This is a genomic window from Halorubrum sp. Atlit-28R, from assembly GCF_003665955.1.
In the GTDB taxonomy this organism is placed as follows: domain Archaea; phylum Halobacteriota; class Halobacteria; order Halobacteriales; family Haloferacaceae; genus Halorubrum; species Halorubrum tropicale.
The window spans coordinates 58939-82670 of record NZ_QPLS01000011.1 but is presented as its reverse complement, the minus strand read 5'-3'; the positions used below and the strand labels follow the sequence as shown (position 1 = coordinate 82670).

The 23732-nt window shown below is 72.5% G+C and carries 21 protein-coding genes and 1 tRNA gene; 9 read left to right on the top strand and 13 right to left on the bottom strand.

Going from position 1 to position 23732, the window contains the following annotated elements; all coding sequences use genetic code 11:
• The first annotated feature begins 5 nt into the window (after positions 1 to 5).
• The 4 genes from DVK06_RS14600 (at position 6) to DVK06_RS14585 (ending at position 4602) form a co-directional block, all read left to right on the top strand.
• The gene (locus DVK06_RS14600) at positions 6 to 1385 is read left to right on the top strand and encodes an NCS2 family permease (protein WP_053771893.1); all 1380 of its coding nucleotides are present in this window, start codon (positions 6 to 8) and stop codon (positions 1383 to 1385) included.
• Between the two features lie 70 nt (positions 1386 to 1455).
• Positions 1456 to 2943: a glycerate kinase gene (locus tag DVK06_RS14595; RefSeq protein WP_121600824.1), complete on the top strand. Its 1488-nt coding sequence runs from the start codon at positions 1456 to 1458 to the stop codon at positions 2941 to 2943.
• 20 nt (positions 2944 to 2963) lie between these two features.
• Positions 2964 to 4022: an ornithine cyclodeaminase family protein gene (locus tag DVK06_RS14590; protein WP_121600823.1), complete on the top strand. Its 1059-nt coding sequence runs from the start codon at positions 2964 to 2966 to the stop codon at positions 4020 to 4022.
• Positions 4023 to 4101: 79 nt separating this feature from the next.
• Positions 4102 to 4602 (top strand): dihydrofolate reductase, encoded by a 501-nt coding sequence (locus tag DVK06_RS14585; protein ID WP_121600822.1) that lies wholly within the window; start codon positions 4102 to 4104, stop codon positions 4600 to 4602.
• Positions 4603 to 4665: 63 nt separating this feature from the next.
• Here the strand turns inward: DVK06_RS14585 and DVK06_RS14580 are convergent, their stop codons facing one another.
• From DVK06_RS14580 to gatB, 6 genes are all read right to left on the bottom strand, one after another.
• Complete coding sequence (locus DVK06_RS14580; protein ID WP_053771897.1) at positions 4666 to 5439, bottom strand: 23S rRNA (uridine(2552)-2'-O)-methyltransferase; 774 nt, start codon at positions 5437 to 5439, stop codon at positions 4666 to 4668.
• A 156-nt stretch (positions 5440 to 5595) separates the two neighbouring features.
• Positions 5596 to 6039 carry a hypothetical protein gene (locus DVK06_RS14575; RefSeq protein WP_233561752.1) on the bottom strand — a complete coding sequence of 148 codons (444 nt, stop codon included), beginning with the start codon at positions 6037 to 6039 and terminating at the stop codon, positions 5596 to 5598.
• An 81-nt stretch (positions 6040 to 6120) separates the two neighbouring features.
• Positions 6121 to 6609 carry a GNAT family N-acetyltransferase gene (locus DVK06_RS14570; protein WP_121600820.1) on the bottom strand — a complete coding sequence of 163 codons (489 nt, stop codon included), beginning with the start codon at positions 6607 to 6609 and terminating at the stop codon, positions 6121 to 6123.
• Positions 6606 to 6827 carry a ubiquitin-like small modifier protein 2 gene (locus DVK06_RS14565; protein WP_121600819.1) on the bottom strand — a complete coding sequence of 74 codons (222 nt, stop codon included), beginning with the start codon at positions 6825 to 6827 and terminating at the stop codon, positions 6606 to 6608. The genes DVK06_RS14570 and DVK06_RS14565 overlap by 4 nt, the downstream gene beginning before the upstream one ends.
• 52 nt (positions 6828 to 6879) lie before the next feature.
• Positions 6880 to 7194 (bottom strand): hypothetical protein, encoded by a 315-nt coding sequence (locus DVK06_RS14560; protein WP_053771901.1) that lies wholly within the window; start codon positions 7192 to 7194, stop codon positions 6880 to 6882.
• Between the two features lie 29 nt (positions 7195 to 7223).
• Positions 7224 to 8711: an Asp-tRNA(Asn)/Glu-tRNA(Gln) amidotransferase subunit GatB gene (gatB, locus tag DVK06_RS14555; RefSeq protein ID WP_121600818.1), complete on the bottom strand. Its 1488-nt coding sequence runs from the start codon at positions 8709 to 8711 to the stop codon at positions 7224 to 7226.
• A gap of 313 nt (positions 8712 to 9024) precedes the next feature.
• Between gatB and DVK06_RS14550 the strand changes: the two genes are divergently transcribed.
• Together DVK06_RS14550 and pyrE are read left to right on the top strand one after the other, a co-directional pair.
• Positions 9025 to 12222, top strand: a complete 3198-nt coding sequence (locus tag DVK06_RS14550) for a PAS domain-containing protein (RefSeq protein ID WP_121600817.1) — start codon at positions 9025 to 9027, stop codon at positions 12220 to 12222.
• Between the two features lie 49 nt (positions 12223 to 12271).
• Complete coding sequence (gene pyrE / locus DVK06_RS14545; RefSeq protein WP_053771904.1) at positions 12272 to 12817, top strand: orotate phosphoribosyltransferase; 546 nt, start codon at positions 12272 to 12274, stop codon at positions 12815 to 12817.
• 27 nt (positions 12818 to 12844) lie between these two features.
• Here the strand turns inward: pyrE and DVK06_RS14540 are convergent, their stop codons facing one another.
• Positions 12845 to 13807 carry a MoxR family ATPase gene (locus DVK06_RS14540; RefSeq protein WP_053771905.1) on the bottom strand — a complete coding sequence of 321 codons (963 nt, stop codon included), beginning with the start codon at positions 13805 to 13807 and terminating at the stop codon, positions 12845 to 12847.
• A gap of 159 nt (positions 13808 to 13966) precedes the next feature.
• Here DVK06_RS14540 and DVK06_RS14535 point away from each other — a divergent pair.
• A tRNA-Ser gene (locus DVK06_RS14535) sits at positions 13967 to 14051 on the top strand.
• A gap of 93 nt (positions 14052 to 14144) precedes the next feature.
• Here the strand turns inward: DVK06_RS14535 and DVK06_RS14530 are convergent.
• From DVK06_RS14530 to DVK06_RS14520, 3 genes are read right to left on the bottom strand one after another with little or no spacing between them, the layout of a single operon-like run.
• On the bottom strand, positions 14145 to 14768 hold the full coding sequence (locus tag DVK06_RS14530) for a dolichol kinase (protein ID WP_121600816.1): 624 nt from the start codon (positions 14766 to 14768) through the stop codon (positions 14145 to 14147).
• A 4-nt stretch (positions 14769 to 14772) separates the two neighbouring features.
• Positions 14773 to 16575 carry a glycine--tRNA ligase gene (gene glyS / locus DVK06_RS14525; protein ID WP_121600815.1) on the bottom strand — a complete coding sequence of 601 codons (1803 nt, stop codon included), beginning with the start codon at positions 16573 to 16575 and terminating at the stop codon, positions 14773 to 14775.
• A complete protein-coding gene (locus tag DVK06_RS14520; protein ID WP_121600814.1) occupies positions 16576 to 17424 on the bottom strand; it encodes a CBS domain-containing protein in 849 nt (282 codons plus the stop codon).
• Between the two features lie 286 nt (positions 17425 to 17710).
• Here DVK06_RS14520 and DVK06_RS14515 point away from each other — a divergent pair, with 286 nt between their 5' ends.
• Positions 17711 to 17932 (top strand): hypothetical protein, encoded by a 222-nt coding sequence (locus DVK06_RS14515; protein WP_053771909.1) that lies wholly within the window; start codon positions 17711 to 17713, stop codon positions 17930 to 17932.
• Positions 17933 to 17982: 50 nt separating this feature from the next.
• Here the strand turns inward: DVK06_RS14515 and DVK06_RS14510 are convergent, their stop codons facing one another.
• The 3 genes from DVK06_RS14510 to DVK06_RS14500 form a co-directional block, all read right to left on the bottom strand.
• Entirely contained in the window at positions 17983 to 18885 is a 903-nt protein-coding gene (locus tag DVK06_RS14510) for a ketopantoate reductase family protein (RefSeq protein ID WP_121600813.1), read from the bottom strand.
• Between the two features lie 71 nt (positions 18886 to 18956).
• On the bottom strand, positions 18957 to 20183 hold the full coding sequence (locus DVK06_RS14505) for a pyridoxal-phosphate dependent enzyme (RefSeq protein ID WP_121600812.1): 1227 nt from the start codon (positions 20181 to 20183) through the stop codon (positions 18957 to 18959).
• The gene (locus tag DVK06_RS14500) at positions 20183 to 21139 is read right to left on the bottom strand and encodes a succinylglutamate desuccinylase/aspartoacylase family protein (RefSeq protein WP_121600811.1); all 957 of its coding nucleotides are present in this window, start codon (positions 21137 to 21139) and stop codon (positions 20183 to 20185) included. Before DVK06_RS14500 ends, DVK06_RS14505 begins: the two co-directional genes overlap by 1 nt.
• Positions 21140 to 21288: 149 nt before the next feature.
• Here DVK06_RS14500 and DVK06_RS14495 point away from each other — a divergent pair, with 149 nt between their 5' ends.
• Positions 21289 to 23448 (top strand): caspase family protein, encoded by a 2160-nt coding sequence (locus tag DVK06_RS14495; protein ID WP_121600810.1) that lies wholly within the window; start codon positions 21289 to 21291, stop codon positions 23446 to 23448.
• Positions 23449 to 23732 lie beyond the last annotated feature (284 nt).

Sequence of the window (23732 nt, the reverse complement as noted above, 5' to 3'; positions counted from 1 at the left end):
GTTCAATGGGGCTTTCAGACACGCTGGCTGCGCGGTTCGACGTGGAGTCGCACGGGTCGGACGTCCGCACCGAACTGGTCGCCGGGCTCACGACGTTCCTCGCGATGTCGTACATCATCGTCGTGAACCCCGCGATCCTCTCTGAGGCGATCCAGATCGAGGGGTACGGGCAGGGAGAGGTGTTCCAGATGATCGCCATCGCGACGATCCTCTCGGCGGCCATCGGGACGGCCGTGATGGCGCTGTACGCGAACCGGCCGTTCGGGCTCGCGCCCGGGCTCGGGCTCAACGCCTTCTTCGCGTACACGGTCGTGCTCGGGCTCGGAATCCCGTGGCAGACGGCGCTGGCGGCCGTCTTCGTGGAGGGCGTCGTGTTCATGGCGCTCACCGCGGTCGGCGCGCGCGAGTACGTCATCCGGCTGTTCCCCGAGCCGGTGAAGCGCTCGGTCGGGGCCGGTATCGGGCTGTTCCTGCTGTTCATCGGCCTCCAGGAGCTCCAGGTCGTCGTCAACGACGAGGCGACGCTCGTCGCGCTCGGGAACGTCTTCGCCAACCCGTGGGCGATCCTCGGCGTGCTCGGGCTCGTCTTCACGTTCGTGCTGTGGGCCCGGAACGTCACCGGCGCCATCATCGTCGGCGTCCTCACCACCGCAATCGCGGGGTGGGCGCTCACCCTCGGCGGGTTCTTCGCGCGCGGCGCCGTGACCCCCGAGACGCTCCCCTCGGCGCAGTACGACATCACGCCGCTGGCGGGAGCGTTCCTCAGCGGGCTCTCCGGGATCGACCCGCTCACGTTCGTCCTGGTCGTGTTCACGTTCTTCTTCGTCGACTTCTTCGACACCGCCGGGACGCTGATCGGCGTCTCGCAGTTCGGTGACTTCCTCGACGACGACGGCGACCTCCCCGACATGGACAAACCGCTGATGGCCGACGCCGTCGGGACCACGTTCGGCGCGGTGCTCGGGACCTCCACCGTGACGACGTACATCGAGTCGTCGACGGGCGTCGAGGAGGGCGGCCGCACCGGGCTGACCGCCCTCGTCGTCGCCGCGCTCTTCCTCGCGTCGCTCGCCGTGATCCCCGTCGTCGCCGCGATCCCGGCGTACGCCTCCTTCATCGCGCTGATCGTCGTCGGCGTGATGATGCTCCAGGGGCTCGTCGAGGTCGACTGGAGCGAGCCCGCGTGGGCCGTCTCCGCGGGCCTCACGGTCACCGTGATGCCGTTCGCCTACTCCATCGCCGACGGGCTGGCGGCCGGCATCGTCGCGTACCCGCTCATCAAGCTCGCGATCGGCGAGGGCCGCGACGTCGCCCTCGGCCAGTACGTCATCGCGGCGCTGCTCGCGGCGTACTACGTCCTCTCGACCGCCGGCTACATCCTCTGAGCCGGACCGCTCGGCGGTCGCGTCGACCGAACCCTCTTGTCGCGACGGGCCGCATACCGACCGAGAGCCGATGTCCGGTCCGCCAGACGCCGACCCGTCCGTGACCGTCGCCGACCGCGAGCGACACGCGAGCGACCCGCCCCGCGAGCTCGCGCTCGACTGCGTCGTCGCGGGGATCGAGGCGGCGCACCCCGCCGCGGTCGTCGCCGACGCGCTCGCGCTCGACGGCGACGTGCTGACCGTCGCGGCCGCCGACGGGACGGCGACCGCCCGCGACCTCGCGGCGTACGACCGCGTCGTGGTCGTCGGCGCGGGCAACGCGGCGGGCCACTTCGCGGCCGCGGTCGAGCGGCTGCTCGGCGACCGGATCGACGGCGGCGCGGTCGTCACCGACGACCCGGTCGAGACCGAGCGGGTCGCGGTCCTCCCCGGCGACCACCCGACGCCGAGCGAGGCGGGCGTCGAGAGCGCCCGGCGGGTGCGCGCGGTCGCGGCCGACGCCGGCGAGTCCGACCTCGTGATCGGACTCCTCACCGGCGGCGGCAGCGCGCTGTTGGCCGCGCCGGCCGAGGGGGTCGCGCTCGGCGACCTCAGCGAGACGACCGACGCGCTGCTGGCGAGCGGCGCGACCATCTCGGAGATCAACGCGGTCCGCAAGCACCTCTCGGCGGTGAAGGGCGGGCGGCTGGCGCGGGCGGCCGCCCCCGCCGACGCGCTCGCGCTGGCGGTCAGCGACGTGACCGGCGACGACCCGGCCGTGATCGCGAGCGGGCCCCTCTCGCCGGACCCGACGACCTTCGGGGACGCAATCGCCGTCCTCGACCGATACGGGATCGACGCGCCCGCCGCCGTCGCGGACCGCCTCGAAGGCGGCGCCGCGGGCGAGGTCGCGGAGACGCCCGGACCGGGCGAGTCACCGTTCGACGGCGGCGGCGTCGACGTCCGGATCGTCGCGAACGCGCGCACGGCCCTGACCGCCGCCCGCGAGGTCGCTGCCGAGCGGGGGTACGAGCCACTCGTGCTCTCGGCGCGGATGCGCGGCGAGGCGCGGGAGGCGGCGAAGGCGCACGCGGCGGTCGCCGAGGAGTGCCGGGCGGTCGGGGAGCCGATCGAGCCGCCGGCGGTCCTCCTCTCGGCCGGCGAGGTGACGGTGACGCTCGGCGACGACCCCGGAACGGGCGGGCCGAACGGGGAGTTCGCGCTGTCCGCGGCGCTCGAACTCGACGCGGCGGGCCCCGACGGCGAGGGGATCGTCGTCGCGAGCCTCGACACCGACGGGATCGACGGCGCCACGGACGCGGCGGGGGCGCTGGTCGACGACCGCCTCGTCAGCGACGGTCCGGAGGGCCCGCTGACCCGCGAGGCGGCCGCGGACGCGCTCGACGCGCACGACGCGTACCCGGTGCTCGACGACGCGGGGGCGCTGCTCCGCACCGGACCGACCGGGACGAACGTCAACGACCTGCGGGCGGTTGTGGTCGCGGAGCGCGGCGGGCGCTCGGACGACGGCGGCGCCCGGGCGGACGCCCGAGAGGGCGGTTCGGAAGGGACTAAGTAGCGGCCGGCAAATTCTGCGACATGCAGACGCTGCTCTTGAACGCGGACGACGTGGACGAGAACGCCGAGATGGACCGCGTGATCGACGCGGTCCGCGGCGCGTTCACGGCCTACGAGCGGGGCGACGCGAAGATGCCGGCGAAGTCGTACATCGACCTCCCCGAGTACAACGGCGACTTCCGCTCGATGCCGGCCTACCTCGACGTGCGCGAGGAGGACGTGGCCGAGGAGACCGAGGAGGGCGACGGCTGGGACGCCGCCGGGATCAAGTGGGTGAACGTCCACACCGACAACCCCGACCACCACGACCTCCCGACCGTGATGGGGACGATGATCTACTCCGACCCGGAGACGGCGTTCCCGCTCGCGGTCCTCGACGGGACGACGCTGACGATGAAGCGGACCGGCGCGGCCGCCGCGGTCGCGACCGATCACCTCGCGGTCCCGGACGCGACGAGCATGGGGATCGTCGGCGCCGGCGTCCAGTCGTACACCCAGCTCGAAGCGGTCGCGGCGGTCCGGGACATCGAGGAGGTCGTCGTGAGCGACCTCGACGAGGCGCGCGTCGCCGACTTCGTCGACGCCTTCGAGGACCGGTTCGACGTGCGCGCCGGCTCGGTCGCCGAGGCCGGTCACTGCGACGTGCTCTCGACGGTCACGCCCGTCGAGGACCCTATCGTCGGCCCGGACGACGTGGGCGATCACACCCACGTCAACGCCATGGGCGCGGACGCCGAGGGCAAACACGAGCTGGCGGACGACCTCCTCTCAGACGCCACCGTCGTCATCGACGACCACGAGCAGTGCACCCACTCCGGCGAGATCAACGTCCCGTACGCCGCGGGAACGCTCACCGACGACGACATCTACGGCGAGATCGGCGAGATCGTCGTCGGCCGCCGCGCGGGGCGCCCCGGCACGCCCGGCACGCCGGCCGACGCCGACGGCGTGTGCGGCGTCAGCGTCTTCGACTCGACGGGGCTCGCGATCCAGGACGTGGCGGCCGCGCGCGTCGTCTACGAGCGCGCCGACGAACTGGACAACGGCTACCCGTTCGACCTGCTCGGCCTCGACGGCTGAGTTCGGTCCGACCGCCGCGCTCGACCCCGACGACCGCGCTCGACGCGCCGCTTTTGCCCCTCCGTCCCCTATTACGTCCGTGAAGCTCGTCAGCGTCGCCGCGCTCGCGGAGAACCGGGTGATCGGGAGGGACGGCGAGGTGCCGTGGCCCCACATCGAGGCGGACGTCAGGCAGTACCGCGAGCGCGTCGCGGGCTCGCCGGTGATCCTGGGCCGGCGCACCTTCGACTCGATGCGCGACGACCTCCCCGGCAGCCGCCAGATCGTCGTGAGCCGGAACGTCGATGCGGTGGACGTGCCGACCGCGAGCGTCGCGAACGGCGACGAGGCGGCGATCGAACTGGCCCGCGACGCCGTCGCCGAGGCCGGCTTCGGCACGGCGTACGTCCTCGGCGGCGGCGGAATCTACGACCTGTTCCAGCCGCACCTCGACGGGATGGCCCTCAGCCACGTCGACGGCGCCTACGAGGGCGACACGTACTACCCCGAGTGGGACGACGACGAGTGGGAGGTCGCCGCGGAGACGGCGTACGACCGGTTCACGCTCCGCGAGTGGGTCAGGCGCGCCGGCGCAAGCTGACCGATCTCCCCGGTCGCGGACGACGACCGTTCACCGGCGGCGTGACCCACCGGGGCGACCGGCTCAGTCGCCGTCGACGCGCTCGGCGAACCCGAACCGGGGCTTCACGTCGGTGACCTCGACCGTGAGCGTCTCGCCGACGTCGCCGTCGACGAACAGCGTGTATCCCTCGACGTAGGCGATCCCGTCGCCCTCGTCGCCCTCCTCTTCGACCGTCACCTCGACGCGGTCGCCCTCGGCGACCGGGGAGGTCGTGTACCCCTTCGCGACGAGGTACACCTCCGAGGACGAGTCCCGCGAGGCGGGCGGCGAGACGGTCCGCACGTACTGGAACGACTCGCTCACGTCGTCGCGGAAGGCGTCGAGGTCCTGGCCCTGGAACACCTTCACGACGAAGTCGCCGCCGGGCGCGAGCAGCTCGTCCGCGGTGTCGAGCGCCTGCCGCGCGAGGTGGACCGACCGGGCGTGATCGAGGGAGTACTCGCCGGTCATGTTCGGCGCCATGTCGGAGAGGACCGCGTCGGCGCCGCCCTCGCCGACCGCCTCGCGCAGGTAGTGGCGGGTGCGCTCTTCGGTCATGTCGCCGCGGATCGTCTCCACGTCGTGGTCGTCGAACTCGTCGATGCGCTGGAGGTCGACGCCGACGACGGTGCCGCCCTCGCCGACCGCCTCGGCGGCGACCTGGAGCCAGCCGCCGGGCGCGGCGCCGAGGTCGACCACGGTGTCGCCGCGGCCGAGCAGGTCGGCCTCCTCGTCGAGCTGTTTCAGCTTGTAGGCGGACCGGGCGCGGTACCCCTGCTGTTTGGACCGGTTGTAGTAGTCGTCTTTCCCGCTCATGCGTCGGTCACCGCGGCCCGGGAGGGGGCCGCCGAACCCGCGGGCGAATTCGCGCTCATACCCGTAAGGACGGGGGCGACCGGGAAATGAACGTCGAATGCGTGCGCGCCGGCGAGACGGCGCGGAGCGCTTCTGCGGCGTGCGGATGAGGAAGGACTACTCGCGTCCTCGCAGCCACGTCGCGACCCGCCCGAGGCGAGACGCGAGCGCGGCGAGCGGTCGCCGCCCGTCGCTCCCGGTCGATTCGGTGGGCGTCGGCTCGGTCGATTCGGTGGGCGTCCGCTGCGCCGCGACGATCGACTCGTAGGTGTCGATCACCTGCTGGCGCTGCCGCTCCTTCGACGCGATTTCCGCTTCGAGCGCCGCTACCTCCGCTTCGAGCGCCGCCACCTCGTCCGCGAGCCGCTCGACTCGGTCCGCCGGCGGGTCGCGCTCGGCCGCGCGGGCACCGTCGCGGCCGGGTCGGTCCGGAACGGGCCGCTCGTCGTCGGTCGAGCGGTCGTCCGCGGACGCGGCCGGTCGGGGCGGGGGGCCGTCGATCGAGTCCACCGCCTCGACGTCGATACCACCGGGATCGAGGGATCCGGACGTTGAGGGCATCATCCGTGGGAAGCGTGGGTACGCGTACCATACTGAAAAATCTCAGTCAGCCGCGAGTCGGACGCGCCGCTTGCGCGGGGGTCAGTACCTCTCGCGACCGTCTGCGGAGATCCGCCCTTCGAGGCGCTCCGAGCGTCCGTCGGCGCCGTCGTCCGCCCCTCCCGCCGGGCGGACCGCGAACCCGAGGCCCTCGTAGAACCCCCGCAGCTCGGCGTCGAACGTCGCGGTGACGGCCGCGACAGCGGGGTCCGACGCCCCCCGGTCGAGCGCGGCCGCGACGAGCGCGGCGCCGATCCCTTCCCCTCGGCGCGCCCGCCTGACCGCGACGGCGTCGACGTGGAGTCGGTCCGGGCCGGGTCGCACGGCGACCAGCGCGCCGACGACGCCGTCGGTCCGCGCGGAGCGGGCGACGAGCGCGTCACCCGCGTCGATCCGGTCAGTGACGGCGTCCGCGTCGGTCTCCAGCATCGCGGCGTCGAGGACCCGGAGGACGTCGAGGCGGTCGTCGGGCGTCGCCGGCTCGACGGTCACGTCCGCGGGCGGGTCAGGGAGGCTCTCGTCGACCGTCACGGCGCGTCGCGGAGGCCAGTTCCGCCCTTGATCAGCCGCAGGACCCGCACCTCCGCGGCGTCGACGACGCGGTCGCCCGGGACCGGCGAGCCGTCGACCAGCGCGGACGCCTCCTGCGGGTGGTAGCCCGCCGCGCGGATCAGGTCGTCGTACGTCGCGTCGGCGGCGAGGCTGTACTCGTCGGTCCCCTCGCCGACGACCTCGACGGTCACGTCCATGTGCGCGGTAGCGGGCGCGGCGGCGTCAATCGCACGGTTTCGGCGGATCGGCTCAGTCGCCGGCCGGCTCGCGGACGTTCCACGTGTAGAGGAACCACGCGACCGCGGCGCCGACGGCGACCGCCACCAGCGCGCCGGGCCGCGGGATAGCACCGGTCCACGCGTCGACGACGAGGAGGCCCGTCGCGGCCGCGGCGACGACCAGCACGCGCGCCGCGTCGCGCGCGAGTTCGGCCTCGCGCTCGGGCGGCAGGTCGCCGTCGTAGCCGGCTATCAGGTCGGCCGCGTCGCCGCGGCGGATCGCCCACGCGAGAAGGAGACAGAATCCGCTGACGTGGCCGACCAGGACGGTTTCGACGATCGCCATGGCGCGTTGTCGGTCGCGTCGGCCGCGGCTCAGCCGTCCAGCTCCTCGCGGAGCAGGCCGTTCACCTGGCCGGGGTCGGCGCTGCCGCCGGTCGCCTGCATCACCTGGCCGACGAGGAAGTTGATCGCGCCCTCGTCGCCGTCGTGGTAGTCGGCGACCGCGTCGGGGTTCTCGTCGATGGCGGCCGCGACCGCGGCCTCGACCTCGCCGCTCTCGGCCTTGCCGAGGTCCTCGCGCTCGATGATCGTCTCGGGGTCGTCGCCCTCGTCGAGCATCTCGCGGAGGACGGTCTCCTCGGCGTTCTTCACGGTCAATTCGTCGGCAGCGACGAGCTCGATCAGGCGCGTGAACTCGTCGAGACGGTCCTCGACGTCCGTGATCTGCATCTCGCGGTAGTTGAGCTCGCCGAGTAAGTTGTCGGCGACCCACGTCGCCGCGAGGTCGGGGTCGAACTCGCTGGCCACGTCCTCGAAGAAGTCCGCGACCGCCTTCGTGGAGGTGAGCTTCGAGGCCGCCTCGCGGTCGAGCCCGTACTCCTCGCGGAAGCGCTCGCGGCGGGCGTCGGGCAGCTCCGGGATCGCGATCTGCTCTTTCCAGTCCGCCACCTCCAGCGCGGGGAGGTCGCCCTCGCGGAAGTAGCGGTAGTCCTTCTCGGCCTCCTTCGAGCGCATCCCGACGGTGACGCCGCGGTCCTCGTCCCAGTGGCGGGTCTCCTGTTCGATCTCGCGGCCGCGGCGGAGGACGTTCTCCTGGCGGGTGACCTCGTAGGCGAGCGCCTGCTCCGCGCCCTTGTGGCTGGAGATGTTTTTCACCTCGGCGCGGTTCACCTCGTCGAGCGCGTCCCCGTCGATCGTCCCGTCCCCGGCGACGTGTTCGGCGGGGACTAAGGAGACGTTGGCGTCGACGCGCAGGCTCCCGTCGCGGCCGGGGTCGAACACGCCGAGGTACTCCAGCACCTCCTCCAGCTTGGCGAGGAACGCCCGCGTCTCGGCCGGCGAGCGGAAGTCCGGCTCCGTGACGATCTCCATCAAGGGGGTGCCCGCGCGGTTGTAGTTGACGAGGGTGTGGCTCGCCGACTCGATGGAGCCGCCGGCGTGCTGGAGGCTGCCGGGGTCCTCTTCGAGGTGCGCGCGGGTGATCCCGATGGTCCGCGGGTCGCCGTCGACGCGGACCTCCAGTTCGCCCTCGGCGCAGATCGGCGCGTCGTACTGCGTGAGCTGGAAGTTCTTCGGGAGGTCGGGGTAGTAGTAGTTTTTCCGGTGGAACGTGGTCGTCTCGGGGATGTCGGCGTCGATCGCCTTCCCGACCTTCACGGCGGCCTCGACGGCGGCCTCGTTGAGGACGGGGAGCGCGCCCGGCAGCCCGAGGCAGGTCGGGCAGGTGCGCGTGTTCGGCGCCTCGTCCTCGGCGGGCTCCGTCGAGCAGCCGCAGAAGATCTTCGTGTCGGTCTCGAGCTGGACGTGGACCTCCAGCCCGATCACGACTGTCCGGTCCGCCGTCGCGGCCTGCGTGCTCATTACCGGAGCGTTGTGAGCGGGCCGCCTAAATCGTGTCGGGACCGTCGCCGCCGACGCCGACCGGTCGGCCGCGGTCAGGACGCGGCGAGGCACCGCCGCTATCGATTCCGAAAACGGGGAGGGAACGATTATGAGGGGGACGTTCGTAGCAGAGCCGATGACCGACGCGACGAGCCGGGAGGGCACCGAGCCGAACGGGGTCGGCGAGCCGGCCGTCCCTCCGGTCCGGCGACGAGAGGCGAGAGGACCGCGGCCGGGATGACGGCCGCAGACAGCCCCCGCCGCGGACGACCGCGACGCACGCCCGCGACAGATGCCTGGTGAGTCGACGCTCCATCTCGGAGAGCCGGTCGACGCCGCGTGGGGGACCCTCCCGGAGGGGACTCGGACGGTCCCGCACGGCGACCGGGAGAGCGACGGCGACGGCGTCGGGTGCCCGGACGCGGTGATCGTCCGGCTGCGCGACGGGGCGGCGGGCGAGCGCGGCCGCGCCGTGCGTGACCGGCTGCGGGCGGTCCGCGACCGCTACCCCGACGCGACGACGCTCGCGTACACCGTCGAAGACGACCCTGACGCGGCGATCGACGCGGGCCGGCTCGGGGTCGAGTACGCCTCCGGGCGCCGGCTGGCGGCCGACGCCGAGACGCTCGCGGACCGCCTCGACGCCGGGCGGGAGGGCCGACGACCCGACGACACGCCGCGTCGGGAGCGCGAGGCCGCCCTCGAACCGTTCATTCGGATCGTCTCGGACCGGACGACTGACCTCGACGAGAAGCTCGACGAGCTGTTGGCGCTGGGGCGCGACCGGCTCGGCCTCTCAATCGGCTACTCCTCGCGGGTCGAGGGCGACCGGATCGAACTCCGGCAGTACAGCGACGGGACCGGGACGGTGGCGTCGCTCGCCGAGGGCGCGCTCGACGACGACGACGGGACGCTGCCGCTGGACCTGACCTACTGTAAGCGAACGGTCCGGAGCGACGACGTGGTCGCGTTCACCGACCCCGAGGCGGCGGGCCTCGGCGACGACCCGGCCTACGAGGCGTTCGGCTTCGGCAGCTACGTCGGCGGCCGGGTCGTCGTCGACGACGAGACGTTCGGGACGCTCTGTTTCCTCGACCCGGAGCGACGCGGCCGGCCGTTCGACGAGAGCGAGCGGCTGTTCGTCGAGCTGCTCGCCGACTGGTTGGGGCGGGCGCTCGAACGGCGAGTCGCCCGCGAGGAGCGCGAGGCGGCCGTCGACCGATTCGAGGAAACCCTCGAACGGGTCGACGACGCCTTCTTCGCGCTCGACGACGACTGGCGGTTCACCTACGTCAACGAGCGGGCCGCGGCGCTGTTAGAGCGCGACCCCGACGAGCTGCTCGGCGCCGACGTCTGGGCGGAGTTCCCGGCGGCGATCGGCGAGGAGTACGAGACGAACTACCGGCGGGCGATGGAGACGCAGGAGTCCGTCTCCTTCGAGAGCTACTACGAGCCGCTGGACCTGTGGACGGAAGTGACCGCGTACCCCTCGCCCGACGGGCTCTCCGTGTTCTTCGCGGACGTCACGGAGCGAAAGCGCCGCGAGCGGATCCTCGAACGGCTCCTCGGCACCGTGGAGGGTATCCAGCGGGCCGACGGCAGGGAGGCCGTCGCCGACCGGCTGGTCGAGGCCGCCGACGAGGTGTTGGGGTACGAGATCAGCGGCGTACGGCTGTACGACGCCGACGCGGACCGGCTCCGGCTGGTCGCGACGAGCGACGGGGTCGGCGACCGGTTCGCCGACAGCCGCGGGCCGCGCCGCCCCGGCGAGGGGTTCACCGGCGGGGTGTTCGAATCGGGCGACCCGCGGGTCATGGACGACATCGAGGCGCTCGGCGACGGGCGGTCGTACCACGGGATGCGCTCCGTCGCGGCGGTCCCGCTCGGCGATCACGGCGTGGTCGTCGTCGGCGCCGTCGAACCGAGCGCCTTCGGCGAGGACGACGTCGCCGTCCTCGAACTGCTGGCGACGAACGCGGTCGCCGCGATGGACGCCGCGGACCGCCGCCGCCGGCTCCGGACCTACGAGGACGCGCTGAAGAACGTCGACGACATGGTGTGCGTGCTCGACGGCGACGGCGCCGTCACGTACGCCACCGCGCCGTTCGTCGCGTGGTTCGGGGCCGACGACCGCGACGAGGTCGTCGGGGAGCGGCTCGACGCGCTCGTCGACGCGGCCGACGCGCCGCGGGTGGCCGACGCGGTCGGGGCGCTCACCGACCCGATCGCCGACGCCGGCGGCGACCCCGCGCCGGCCCGGACGATCGAACTGACCGCCGAGCGCGACGGCGACCCGCGGCCGCGGCACGGCCAGCTGCGGCTGTCGCGGCTCTCCGACCACGGGGGCGGCGTCGTCGGGTCGCTGAGCGACACGACGGACCTCCGGCGGACGCAGACCGAGCTGTCGACGGAGCGCGACCGCTTCCGGCGGCTGTTCGACCGGATCCCCGACCCGGTGATGGAGGTCGTCTTGGAGGACGACGAGACGGTGATAGACGGGGTCAACCCCGCGTTCGAGCAGCAGTTCGGCGCGGACGAGGCGTCGCTCCGCGGCCGGACGATCGGCGCGTTGGACATCCAGGACGACCGGCTGGGGGACAGCGAGCGCGACGGCGACGAGGAGGCGGACCTCGACGCGCTGGTCCGCGAGCGCGGGTTCGCGACGCGCGAGGTCCGCCGGCAGACCGTGGACGGCCCGCGGGAGTTCCTCTTCCGCGGGTTCAGCTACGAGACGGAGGGGACCCGGCGGGCGTTCGGGATCTACACGGACATCACCGACCGGAAGCGCCGCGAGCGGTACGTGCGGATCGTCAACCGGATCCTCAGGCACAACGTCCGGAACGAGCTGAACGTCGTGTTCGGCTTCGCCGGCGAGATCGCCGACCGCAGCGACGACGGGCAGGTCGGCGACTTCGCGGAGCGGATCGAGGCCACGGGCAAGCGGCTGGCGGGCGTCGCCGACGGCGCCACCACGCTCCGCCGCGTCGTGGAGGAAGGGTACGTGACCGACCCGGACGCGGTCGACGTGGCCGAGGTCGTCGACGAGGTCGCGTCGAAGCACGCGGCCGAGCGGCCCGACGCCCGGATCACCGCCGACGCGCCGGCGGGGACCGCGGTGCGCGGCGACGACCGCCTCTCGGTCGCCGTCGACCACCTCGTGGAGAACGCCGTCGAGCACGGCGGGGACGCCCCGCGCGTCGCGGTGACCGCCGAGCGCGACCCGGACGACGGGGTCGTGGCGGTGCGCGTCGCCGACGACGGCCCCGGGATCGCGGCCGCGGTCCGGGACGTGATCACCGGCGACAGCGAGGTGACGCAGCTACGGCACAACACCGGCGTCGGGCTGTGGATCGTCGCCTGGGTCGTTGAGGCGTACGGCGGCGAGATCCGGTTCGGCCCCGGGCTCGACGGCGAGGGGACGACGGTGACGCTCGTGCTCCCGGCGGCGGAGCGGAGCGCTCCGGGGCTCGACGGCGGGGACGAGCGGTAGCCCTCCGCGTTCCGACCCGTTTATTGTCGGCGGCGGTCCGTCTCCGTGTATGACCGACGACCGACGACGCGAGCTGATCGCCGCGCTCACCGCGGCCGACGCCGTCCGGTTCGGCGAGTTCGAGCTGTCCCACGGCGGCACGAGCGACTACTACGTCGACAAGTACCTCTTCGAGACCGACCCTGACGCCCTGACGCTCGTCGCCGAGGCGTTCGCCGACCGGCTCGCCGAGACGGACGCGAAGCTGGCGGGCGTCGCGCTCGGCGCGGTCCCGCTGGTGGCCGTCACGGCCGCGGAGCTCGGCCGCCCGTACGTCATCGCGCGCAAGCGGGCGAAGGAGTACGGGACGGGCAACCGGATCGAGGGGCGGCTCGACGACGGCGAGGAGGTCGTCGTCATCGAGGACATCGCCACGACGGGGCAGTCCGCGGTCGACGCGGTCGAGGCGCTCCGCGAGGCGGGCGCGACCGTGGACCGCGTGCTGGTCGTCGTCGACCGCGAGGAGGGCGCCGCGGAGCTGCTCGAAGAGCACGACGCGGAGCTGGCGTCGCTGCTCACGGCGACGGAGCTGCTGGCGGAGCGGGACGCGGAGTAGCCGGGGCGCCGCGGCCCGGAGAGCGCCTCAGGCCTCCGGCGGCTCGACCGTCGGCACCGCGACGCGGTCGAGCACGTCGGCGATCACGTCGCGCTCGTCGACGTCGTTGACGGCGGCGTCGGGCGTCAACACGAGGCGGTGGGCGAGCGTCGGCTCCGCGACGCGCTTCACGTCGTCGGGCGTGACGAACTCGCGGCCGGCGACGACCGCCGCCGCGCGGGCGGTCTCGAAGAGCCGCTGGGTGCCGCGGGGGGAGACGCCGGCCTCGACGCGGCGGTCCTCGCGGGTCGCCCGCGCCAGCGCCGCCGCGTAGCGCAGCAGGTCGTCGTCGACGCGGACCGACTCGGGCACCTCCCGCAGCGCCGCCACGGCGTCGGGGTCGAGCACGCGGTCGACCGTCGGCGACTGCTCGACGCGGCCGGCCCGGCGCCGGAGCAGCTCCAGCTCGCCGTCCTCGTCCGGGTACCCGATGGAGGTCTTGATCGTGAACCGGTCGAGCTGGGCCTCCGGCAGCGGGAACGCGCCCTCGCTCTCGACCGGGTTCTGGGTGGCGATCACGTAGAACGGACTCGGCAGCTCGTGGGTCTCGCCGTCGACGGTCACCTGCCCCTCCTCCATCGCCTCCAGCAGCGCCGCCTGCGTCTTCGGCGGCGCGCGGTTGATCTCGTCGGCGAGGACGACGTTCGCGAAGATAGGTCCCGGCGAGAAGGTAAAGGAGCCGTCGCGCTCGTCGAACACGTTGGTGCCGGTGACGTCGGCGGGCAGGAGGTCGGGCGTGAACTGGATCCGGGAGAACTCCAAGCCGAGCGCGGTCGCGAACGAGCGCGCCGAGAGGGTCTTGCCGGTGCCCGGCACGTCCTCCAGGAGGACGTGGCCGCGGGCGAGGATGCCGAGCGTGACGCGGTCGAGGAACTCGCGGTCGGCGACGACGGCGCCGCCGACCTCGTCGACGACGCGAGAACAGGCGTCGGCCGCTTCGGGGACGTCCATACCGACCGCATGGGAGCCGGGCCGAAAAGCGTTGCCGGAAGCGGAGACCGCGGGGCTGACGGGGGCGCCCGGACCCCGGCGCGGTCGGCGGCGATCGGAGCACCGCGCCGCGGGCGCGATCGAAACGCATAACAGCGGAACCGGCCAACCGAATAGTGAGCCGAGGTAGCCTAGCCTGGCCAAGGCGGTAGATTCGAAATCTACTGTCCATTCGGACACCGGAGTTCAAATCTCCGCCTCGGCGCTTCTCTCAGCCCGATTCGGCGAGCGACGGCGCCGTCGCCGCTCAAACTAAGCGGAGTCGAGCGACCGCACTACGCAGTCTCAGTCGACCCCGCTACGCGATCAGCGCCGCCGCGAGGAACATCCCGCTCGCGGCGGCGGGCGGGATGGTGAGGTTGTCGTCGAGGGCGACGCCGCGGACGAGCGGCGGGAGCCCGTCCGCGACCGCGGCGGGGACCGCGCCCGCGAGCGCGACGATCACGCCCGGGTCGGGGCCGAACGCCGGGATCGCGTACGGGACGGCGATCCCGAAGCAGACGAACACCATCGCCGCGACCACGGGGATCCGCTTCGGCTCGGTCGCCGCGTTCTCGCCGAGGCCGCCGCTTATCGGGTCGCCGACCGAGAGCATCCACATCGCGGGCACGGCGAACACCGGCGCGAAGACGAGCGCGGTGCCGGCCATGCTCACCTGATACAGCGCGTAGCCCGCGACGCTGTCGGACTCGTAGTCGCGGACGAGCGCGTCGTACAGCGGGTCGAGCGGGCCGACCGACCCCGATAGTCGGAGCGTTTCGAGGACGGCCGCGACGGCGACGCTCACGAGGAGCAGCCGGCCCGTCGTGCGCCACGAGATCCAGCCCAGCAGGTACGGGACCGGGTACAGCGTGCCGCTCGCGTGGACCAGTCGCCGCTCGAACTCCACGCGCTCGCGCCACGCCGCGGCCGGGAGCGTCACGCCCTCAGTTCCCCGCGGTCTCGACGTCGGTGTCGACCGCGTCGTACCGGTCCGCGACCGCGGCGAACGGCTCGCCCTCGCGCAGCGCCGTCAGCTCGGCGGCGAGGTCCGCGACGGGGATCCGGACCTGCGCCGCGGAGTCGCGCTCGCGGAGCGTGACGGTGTCGGGGTCGTCGCCCTCGATGCCGTCGCGGTCGACCGTGACGCAGAACGGCGTGCCGACCTCGTCCTGCCGACGGTAGCGCCGGCCGATCGAGCCGGAGTCGTCGTACGCGACCGCGAGCCCCGCGGCCCGCAGGTCGGCCGCGACCTCGTCGGCGAGCGCCGTGAGGCGGTCGTCGTTGGTGACGAGCGGGAAGACCGCGGCGTCCTGCGGCGCGACCTCGGGCGCCAGGGAGAGGTACGTCCGCTCCTCGCCGTCGACCTCGTCGGTCTCGTAGGCGTGCGCCAGCAGCGTCTGGACGGTGCGACCGACGCCGAACGAGGGCTCGACGACGTGGGGCGTGATGTGCTCGCCGCTCTCGGTCACCTCCTCGACGGAGAAGTTCGCGACGTCGGCGTCGACCGCGTGGGTCTCCGCGTCGTCGCCCTCGCCGACCGTCACCTCGACCGTCTCGCCGTCGAAGGCGTCCGGGTCGCGCTCGGCGAGCGCTTCGAGCGCGTCCGCGACCGCGGCCGCGTCGCCGCCGAACTCCGGCCCCAGCACGGACATGTCGGGGTCGACCGTCGCGCGCTCGACCGTCTTCGGCTCGTCGTAGCGCTTGAATACGGTGAACGCGTCGTCACCGTACTCGTCGTGCTTCGAGAGGTCGTAGTCGCCGCGGTACGCGAAGCCGGCGATCTCGATCCAGTCGCCGTCGACCTCGCTCTCCGCGTCCCAGCAGTCGGCCGCGTAGTGGGCGCGCTCGCCCGCGAGGTGCTGGCGGAACCGGAACCGGTCGAGGTCGACGCCGACGCGCTCGTACCACTCCTGCGCGACGCCGAGGTAGTAGCCGACCCAGGGGGAGCCGATGACGCCCTCGTCGACCGCCTCGCCGACCGTCGTGTCGAGGTAGTCGCCGTCGTCGGCCTCCTGCTCGGTCGCGGGGTACAGCCGGACCTCCACGTCGCGGACGCGGTCGAGCGGCGGCTCGTCCTCCTCGGGGTCGACGAACTGCTCGAGCTCGGCCTGCGTGAACTCGCGGAGCCGGAGGAGCCCCCCGCGCGGCGAGATCTCGTTGCGGTAGGCGGGGCCGACCTGGGTGATGCCGAACGGGAGGTTCCCGCGGGCGTACTCCTTCAGCCGCGGGAACTCGACGAAGATCCCCTGCGCCGTTTCCGGGCGGAGGTAGCCGGGCTGGGCGTCGCCGGGACCGATGTCGGTCGCGAACATGAGGTTGAACGCCTCGACCGGCTGGCCGGCGAGCTCGGTGCCGCAGGCCGGGCAGGCGATCCCGGCGTCGGCGATCAGCTCGGCGACCTCCTCGCCGGGGAGCGCCTCGGCGTCCTCGACGTCGGTGGCGTCCTCGACGAGGTGGTCGGCGCGGTGGGACTCGCCGCACTCGGGGCACTCGACGAGCATGTCGTCGAACCCCTCCAGGTGGCCGGAGGCCTCGAAGACGGCCTCGGGCATCACCGTCGGCGCCTCGATCTCGCGGTTCCCCTCGCGGATGGTGAACCGGTCGCGCCACGCGTCCTCGACGTTCCGCTTGAGGGCGGCGCCCTGCGGCCCGAACGTGTAGAAGCCGGCGGTGCCGCCGTACGCGCCGTTCGAGCCGAAGAAGAACCCGCGTCGCTTCGCGAGTTCGGCGAGCGCGTCCGCGGCCATCTACAGCCCCTCCAGCAGGTCCACGTCCCGGACGATCCCGTCGAGGTCCGTGCCGGAGACGAGCGGGACCTGCTCGATGTCGTTGCTGATGAGCTCCTGGGCGACCTCCCGCGCCGTCCGCGTGGCGTTGACCGTGATCAGGTCCTCGGTCATGAAGTGGCGGACCGCCTCGGCCGGGATCTCGACGTTCCGGGTCGGGAGGTAGCGCGCGCCGGTTGCCTTAATCCCCTCCCAGGACCACTCGGAGTCCTCCTCGGCGATCGAGTCGCCGGTGCTGGCCTCGCCCTCGACGACGCGGGCGACCTCCAGGATGTCGACCTCGGTGAGCATCCCCGCGACCGCGGCCTCGTCGTCGAGGACGACCGCGTACGGGACCCCGGAGAGCCCGATCTCGCGCTCGGCGACCGGCAGCGGCGTGCCGGCGTGGGTCGCGTTGACGGCGCGCGTCGCGAGCTCGCCGACCTGGGTCTCCCCGTCGACCTCGCCGCGAGCGATCGCCCGCACCACGTCGGTGACGGTGAGGATGCCGACAAGCTCGTCGCCGTCGACGACGGGGAGGCGCCGCGACTCCTCCCCGGCCATCGTCCGGGCGGCCTCGACCATGTCGTCGTCGGCCCCGACGGTCGGCACCTCGCGCATCAGCAGCGCGAGCTGGTCCTCGTCCGGCTGCTCGATCAGGTCGTCGCGCGTGACGAGCCCGCGGTACACCTCGTCGCCGTCGACGTCTTTCACGACCGGCACCGAGGAGAAGCCGTACTCTTGAATGTACTCCAACACGTCGTTGCGGCTCCCGGGGATCTCGACGACGACGAGCTCCGACCGGGGCGTCATGGCGTCTGCGACGTTCATGCCCGTCATTCAGCGTGACACCTCTTGTATACTGCGAAGGTGGGCGGAGACGGACCGCGCGGCGCGCAGGGAATGGCCGACCCCGGGCGGAGACGCGCGGAGCCGGAATCCCCGGCGCGGGAGCCCCCGGCGAGCCGATGAGAAACTCGACACGTTCGAGCACATCGTCGGCCGAGGGGCCGCGCACGGGGAGATACGTCGGCCGGCGGTCGCCGGAAACTCGGATCTAACGGGGGATTCCGGTCGGGTTCGCAACTCTTATACGTACTGTGAACTATTCACAACCATGTCACGGAGTTCCACTCCTTGGGACGACCCGGACCCCGACCGCCGTCGGACGGCCCTGCCGACGGACCCGGCGCTCGACGCCGCCGAGGCGCCGGACGTGATGGCGTCCATCGACTCCTCGTCGTCGCGGCCGGAGCTCGTCATCGCGGACGTCTCGCGGGAGGACGCGTGGGTGTCGGTCGACGAGACCGACGCGACCGTCCTCGAGGAGTGGTGTTGAGCGCGTAGCGGCAGCGGACGCCGCCCGAACTGGTCCTTTTCGCGGTTCGTCTACCCCTGCCGGAGCCCCCGCGCCGCCTCCCAGCCGCGGATCAGCGACCCGACGGTCCGGCACGTCGGAACCGCCACGGCGCGACGCTCCGCTCGGTCGGCGATCGCCCCGTAGACGGCGTCGACCTCGGTCCGGCGGCCGTTCGCCACGTCCTCGCACATCGACGACCGGTTCGCGGCGGTGTCGTCGGCGACGCGCTCGACGGCCGCGACCGCCCGGTCGTCGGCGAGGTCGACCCCGACCGCCCGGGCCGTCGCGGCCGTCTCGCGGGCGGCCTCGCGGGCGACCTCGCCCGCCGGCCCGTCCAGCGTCGGCCCGTTCTCGGTCCGCGCGAGTGCGGAGGGGCCGTTGATCCCGGCGTTGACCGCGAGCTTCTCGAAGCGGCGGACCGGCATGTCCTCGGCGGCGACCGCCTCGATCCCGGCCGCCTCGAAGGCGGCGCCGACCCGCGCGGCCGCCGGGCTCGGGCCCCCGGAGAGCGCGCCGACCACTACTTCGCCGACGCCGGTACAGGTGACCCGGCCCGGCTCCGCGAACCGGGCGCCGTAGGTCGCGGTGCCGGCGAGGACCGTCGCGTCGAGCGCGGCGACCAGCCGCTCCTCGGTGAGCCCGTTCTGGAGCGAGCAGACCGCGTCGTACTCGCCGGTCGCGAGCGCCCGGGCGGCCGCATCGGTGTCGTACGCCTTCGTCGTGACGAGGGCGAGGTCGGCGGCGCGGTGTCGCCCCTCGGTGAGCGCGCGAGGGGTGACGCGGGCGTCGACCGCGCCGTCGATCCGGAGGCCGTCCTCCCGGATCGTCCGCATGTGCGGGTCGCGGCCGACGAGCGTCACGTCGTGTTCGCGCGCCAGCAGCCCGCCCACGAGGCTCCCGAGCGCGCCGGCGCCGTAGACGAGCACCTCCATACCGACGGCGACGGGCGCCGGCTGAATAGTGGTGACGGTGGGGCGGGTCGGCGCCGACCGCGCCGCCCGCCTCAGCCCTTCAGCCCGCTTCCGGTCAGCGGCACGACCACGTCCTCGTCCGGACCGATCTCGCCGCGGTCGCGAAGGGTCCGCAGCGCGGCGGGCGCGACCGCGCAGGTCGGCTCCGTGTAGAACCCGGCGGCGTGGAGGCGGTCGAGTTCGCGGGCCGCGGCCGCCTCGGTGACGGCAACCGCGTCGCCGTCCGTCGCGTCGACGGCCGCCAGGATCTCGCGGTCGCGGACCGGCTCCGCGATCTGGATCCCGTCGGCCGCGTCGTTGACGGCGCCTTCCGGGTCGGCCGCGTCCGGGCCGTGGAGCGCCCGGACGATCGGCGCGACGCCGGCCGCCTGCGCGCCGTAGAGCCGGGGGACGGAGTCGGTCCAGCCGGCGCGTTCGAGCCGCTGGAACCCGCGGTAGGCGCCGAGGAAGAGCGTGCCGTGGCCGAGCGGCGTCACGACCGCGTCGGGGGCGTCCCAGCCGCGCTGGTACGCGATCTCGTACGCGACGGTGGCGGTCCCCTCGAAGAACGCCGGGTTCCAGGCGTGGCTGGCGTACCAGGCGGGGTCGTCGTCACCGTCGGCGGCCGGGGCCCCGCCGTCGCCCGCGGGGTCGTCTCCGCCCCCGTCGAGCGTCGCGACGCATGCCTCGGTCACGTCCCGCCGGCTCCCCTCGATCCGGACCGGCTCGGCGCCGGCGCGGCGGATCGCCGCGAGCTTCGACTCCTTCGCGTCGGCGGGGACGTATATCTCGGCGTCGATGCCGGCGCGGGCGGCGTAGGTCGCGACCGCGGCGCCGGCGTTGCCGGAGGAGTCCTCGACGACGCGATCGACGCCCAGCTCGCGGGCCCGCGTCAGCGTCGTCGTCGCGCCGCGGTCCTTGAACGAGCCGGTCGGGAAGACGTACTCCAGCTTGAACGAGGCGTTCCACGGCGCGGCGTCGCCGTCCGCGTTCGCCGCGGCTCCGCTGTCGTCGTCGGCGTCGACGAGCGGCGTCAGGCCCTCGCCGAGCGTCACCCGGTCAGCGGGGTCGTCGCAGACGGCGAGCAGGTCGGCGAACGCCCACAGGCCGTCGCGCGCGTCGAACGACTCGGGGTCGGGCGCGGGACCGTCCGGAACCGGTGGCTCGGCGAAGTCGAGGGGGGCGCCGCACCGGCAGCGCCAGCGGTCGCGGTACGTCTCGCCGCACTCGGGACAGCGGAGGGCGCGCACTCCCCCGCTCGGTCCGTCGGGAGAACCCATCAGTACTCGTCGACGTTGGTGCCGACCGAGCAGACGTACTCGCCGGCGGCCACCTGCGGGAGGCGGCGGGTCCGCCAGAAGATCCCGTCCGTGTCGGCGGTGACGCGGCCCTCCAAGGCGCCGAAGGTGTCGGTCACCTCGAAGAGGACGTCGCCGGCCGAGACGCGCTCGCCGAGCTCGCACTCGAAGCGGACGAGACCGCCGGCGGGCGAACCGTACTGGTCGAAGCCGCGGGCGCGCGTCTGCGAGTCGAGGGCGGCGTTGCCGTCGAGGAACCCGTAGTGGCGGAGCACGTTGAACACGCCCTCGACGCCGTACCGGATCGACTCCTCGTCCCAGCCGACGCAGCCGCCGAGCTCGGGGTCGACGGTGGGGATCCCGTGCTCCGGGCCGGCCCGGGCGAGCTGGCCGTCCGGGCCCTTGATGTCGAGGACGTGGCCGCAGCCGAACGCCTTCGCGAGCTCCAAGCAGTCGCCGTGGAGGCGGTGGCGGACGCCGCAGCGGACGCGCGTCTCGTTTATCATCCGGCTCGTCGACCCCTGGTGGAGGTCGAGGATGTAGTCGGCGCGCTTGGCGACCTGGAACGTCTCGTGGGCGATCCGCTCGCTCGTCGTCCCGTCGGCGTCGCCGGGGTAGCCGCGGTTCATCTTCCGGTCGTCGACCGGGTTCCGGTGTTCCGCCGCCTGGAACGCGAAGTGGTTCACGATGCCGACGACGAGGACCGACCCCGACAGCTCGGCCGGGTCGAGCCGCGGGACGACGCGGTTGACGACGCCGAGCCCGTTCAATTCGTCGCCGTCGCTCACCGCCTGGACGTACAGCGTCGGCCCGTCGGCCGCGCCGTTGATCGCGGCGACCGGCAGCCGGACAGGGCTGCCGTCCCGCATCTCTCCCACCTCGAGACGGCCCGTGTCCGTCTCGCCCGGGGAGGCGCGGGCCGTTCCCAGCGTTATCATTACGCGGAGGTGGGGCGGGCGGGACTTTATCCGTTCGGTCCGCGGCGATCCGACCGACACAAGCTTTATCGCCGCTTTCGCCCAATCAGACGGTACCAACCCCCGCGGCGTCCGTCCCCGTCCGCCCGAACGGCGGCCGCGGAGCCCCCATGAGCATCGACATCGACCCGCTGCGCGAGGCCGACGGGATCACCGTCACGGACCACATCGAGAACACCCAGTTCGAGGTGTACACCGACCGGCCGGTCGAGCCGCGACGGCGCCCGGAGTCGGACCACTACTTCCCGGTCGACGCCAGCGTCGCGATCGAGACCGGGTCGATCGAGATCCCTCGGGTCGCCGTCGTCGAGACGCGCGCCGGCGACGGGACGCTGCTCACGCACGGCGACTGTTACACGATGCCCGACGGGACCTACCACGTCGGGATCAACCCGGCGCCGACGAAGCTGTACCTCACCTTCGACGCCGGCTTCTCCGTCTCCACGACCGACCGGACCACCCGGATCGACCTCGACGCGCCGGGGACCGTCGGGCTCGGCTTCCGGTCGCTCCACCAGACGCCGGCGGGGACGATCACCACGCCCACCGACCCCGAGTCGCTGATGGACGCCGTCTCGCTGCTCGGCTCCGCGCTCCAGACGACCAGCCCCGAGCGGTCGTTCCCCACCCTGCGGGGGCATCCCCCGCTGATCGAGCCGGGCGACGAGTTCCGCGTCCCCGAGCGGGTCGAGCCCGTCGACAGCGGCGTCCGGATCGTCGTTCCGCCCGAGTACCGCTACCTCTACCCCGTCGTCTCGCTGGCGTACTACTTCGCGGCCGACGTGGTGCCCGGCGACGACCCCCGAATCGAGGGCGACGGGTGGACGTACCCGCTCGAACCCGGCTTCGAGGCGCGGACCGCGCAGGTGCTCAGGCAGTCGTTCCATATGGACTGTCTCGCCCGCACGGAGGGCTTTTACCCGGTCGACCTCCACGAGCGCGAGACGACCGACCTCGACCTCGACTGGGGGCGGCTGTACGACCTCCCGCTCGCGGAGCGGCTCGGCGAGTACCTCGACGTGCCGTTCGCGGACGTCGAGCCCGAGCTGCCGCAGTGGACCCTGACGACGGACGTGCGCCCCGACCCCGGGAACGTGGAGATGCTCCCGTTCGTCGCGGGCGAGCTGTCCATCGTCCGCTCGCCGGAGACCGTCACGCCGGTGGAGGACGACGGCGGGGCCGGCGTCGGCTTCCTGGGCGGCCCGGACCGGAGTTTCGCGCGGGCGACGAGGCGGGAGGTCCCGGCCGGCGGCGGCGGCCTCGGAGACGACGAGTTCGTGCGCGGCGGCGCGAGCGCGGCGGCCACCCGCGGCGCGGACGCCTCCGCGGAGCGCGGCGCCGTCGCCGCCCAGACCGACTTCGTCCGGCCGGAGCCGGTCGACACCGTCGAGCACGCGTGGGTCGGCGACGGCGTCCCGCTCGACGCGAACAAGGCGACGCTCGACGCGTACCACCGCCGGCTCGAAGCGGGCCAGGTCGAGCAGTCCCGGATCTCGGTCCTCGTCGTCTGCAACGACGAGCAGATGCGCGAGGAGGGGAACGTCGCCGACCTGTACGGGCTCCGCGACATGGTCCAGTTCGACATCGAGGTGCGCCACGACCTCACGCGCGCGGAGATGCGCGAGACCCTCGAATCCGACGTGGACTTCCTCCACTACATCGGTCACGTCGACGACCGCGGGATGCAGTGCGCCGAGGGATACCTCGATCTGACCGACGAGGACCTCGAGATCGGCGTCAGCGCCTTCCTGCTCAACGCCTGCCAGTCCTACCGGCAGGGCGAGGCCCTGGTCCACCGCGGCTCGCGCGGCGGCATCGTCACGCTCTCCGACGTGGCGAACTCGCCCGCGACGACGCTCGGGCGAATCATCGCCCGCCTGATGAACAGCGGGTTCAACCTCCGCACCGCGCTTCACGTGGCGAAGCGCGAACTGATCACCGGCCACCAGTACATCGTTGTGGGTGACGGTGGGACGACGATCTGTCAGAGTCGGAGTGGGTCTGCGGTTGTTATTAATCTTAAAAGAGAGAGTTCCGGGGATTGGGAAGTATCTGCAGATATGCTTCCAAACGGTCCATACGGGAATGGAACCCTCACAACACTAAACCTGGCCACAGATGACTCAAACCATTACATTCCGGTGAAGCTAGACTACCAAGCGGTGAGTACTGAAGAACTTTCGAAATTCTTAGATTTAGAGACTGCGCCCGTTTTCAAGTCGGGTCAGCTGGTTTGGAGTGACGAATTGAATTTTAGGGTCCAGGGTTAGATGCAGCCATGTTCGCCGCCGCAGGCGCCGCCTGCGTTAACAGCAGCAGCGCGGTGAACAGGACGCCGGCCATTTTCGGGTTCTCTGCCACGTACTCCGCTACACTTTCGTGCATATTTAGAAAGTGTCAGGCTTATTAAATATTTAAATTGTTCTGCGGTTGAATAATACTCATATTTGAAGCGTTTAAAATTAGTATTAAATTGAGACAGCGTTAGAAGGGTGTAAAACGCCCACAACACACCGAAAGGCAGCAACGAACGGTCGTCACCGAAATGGCGACC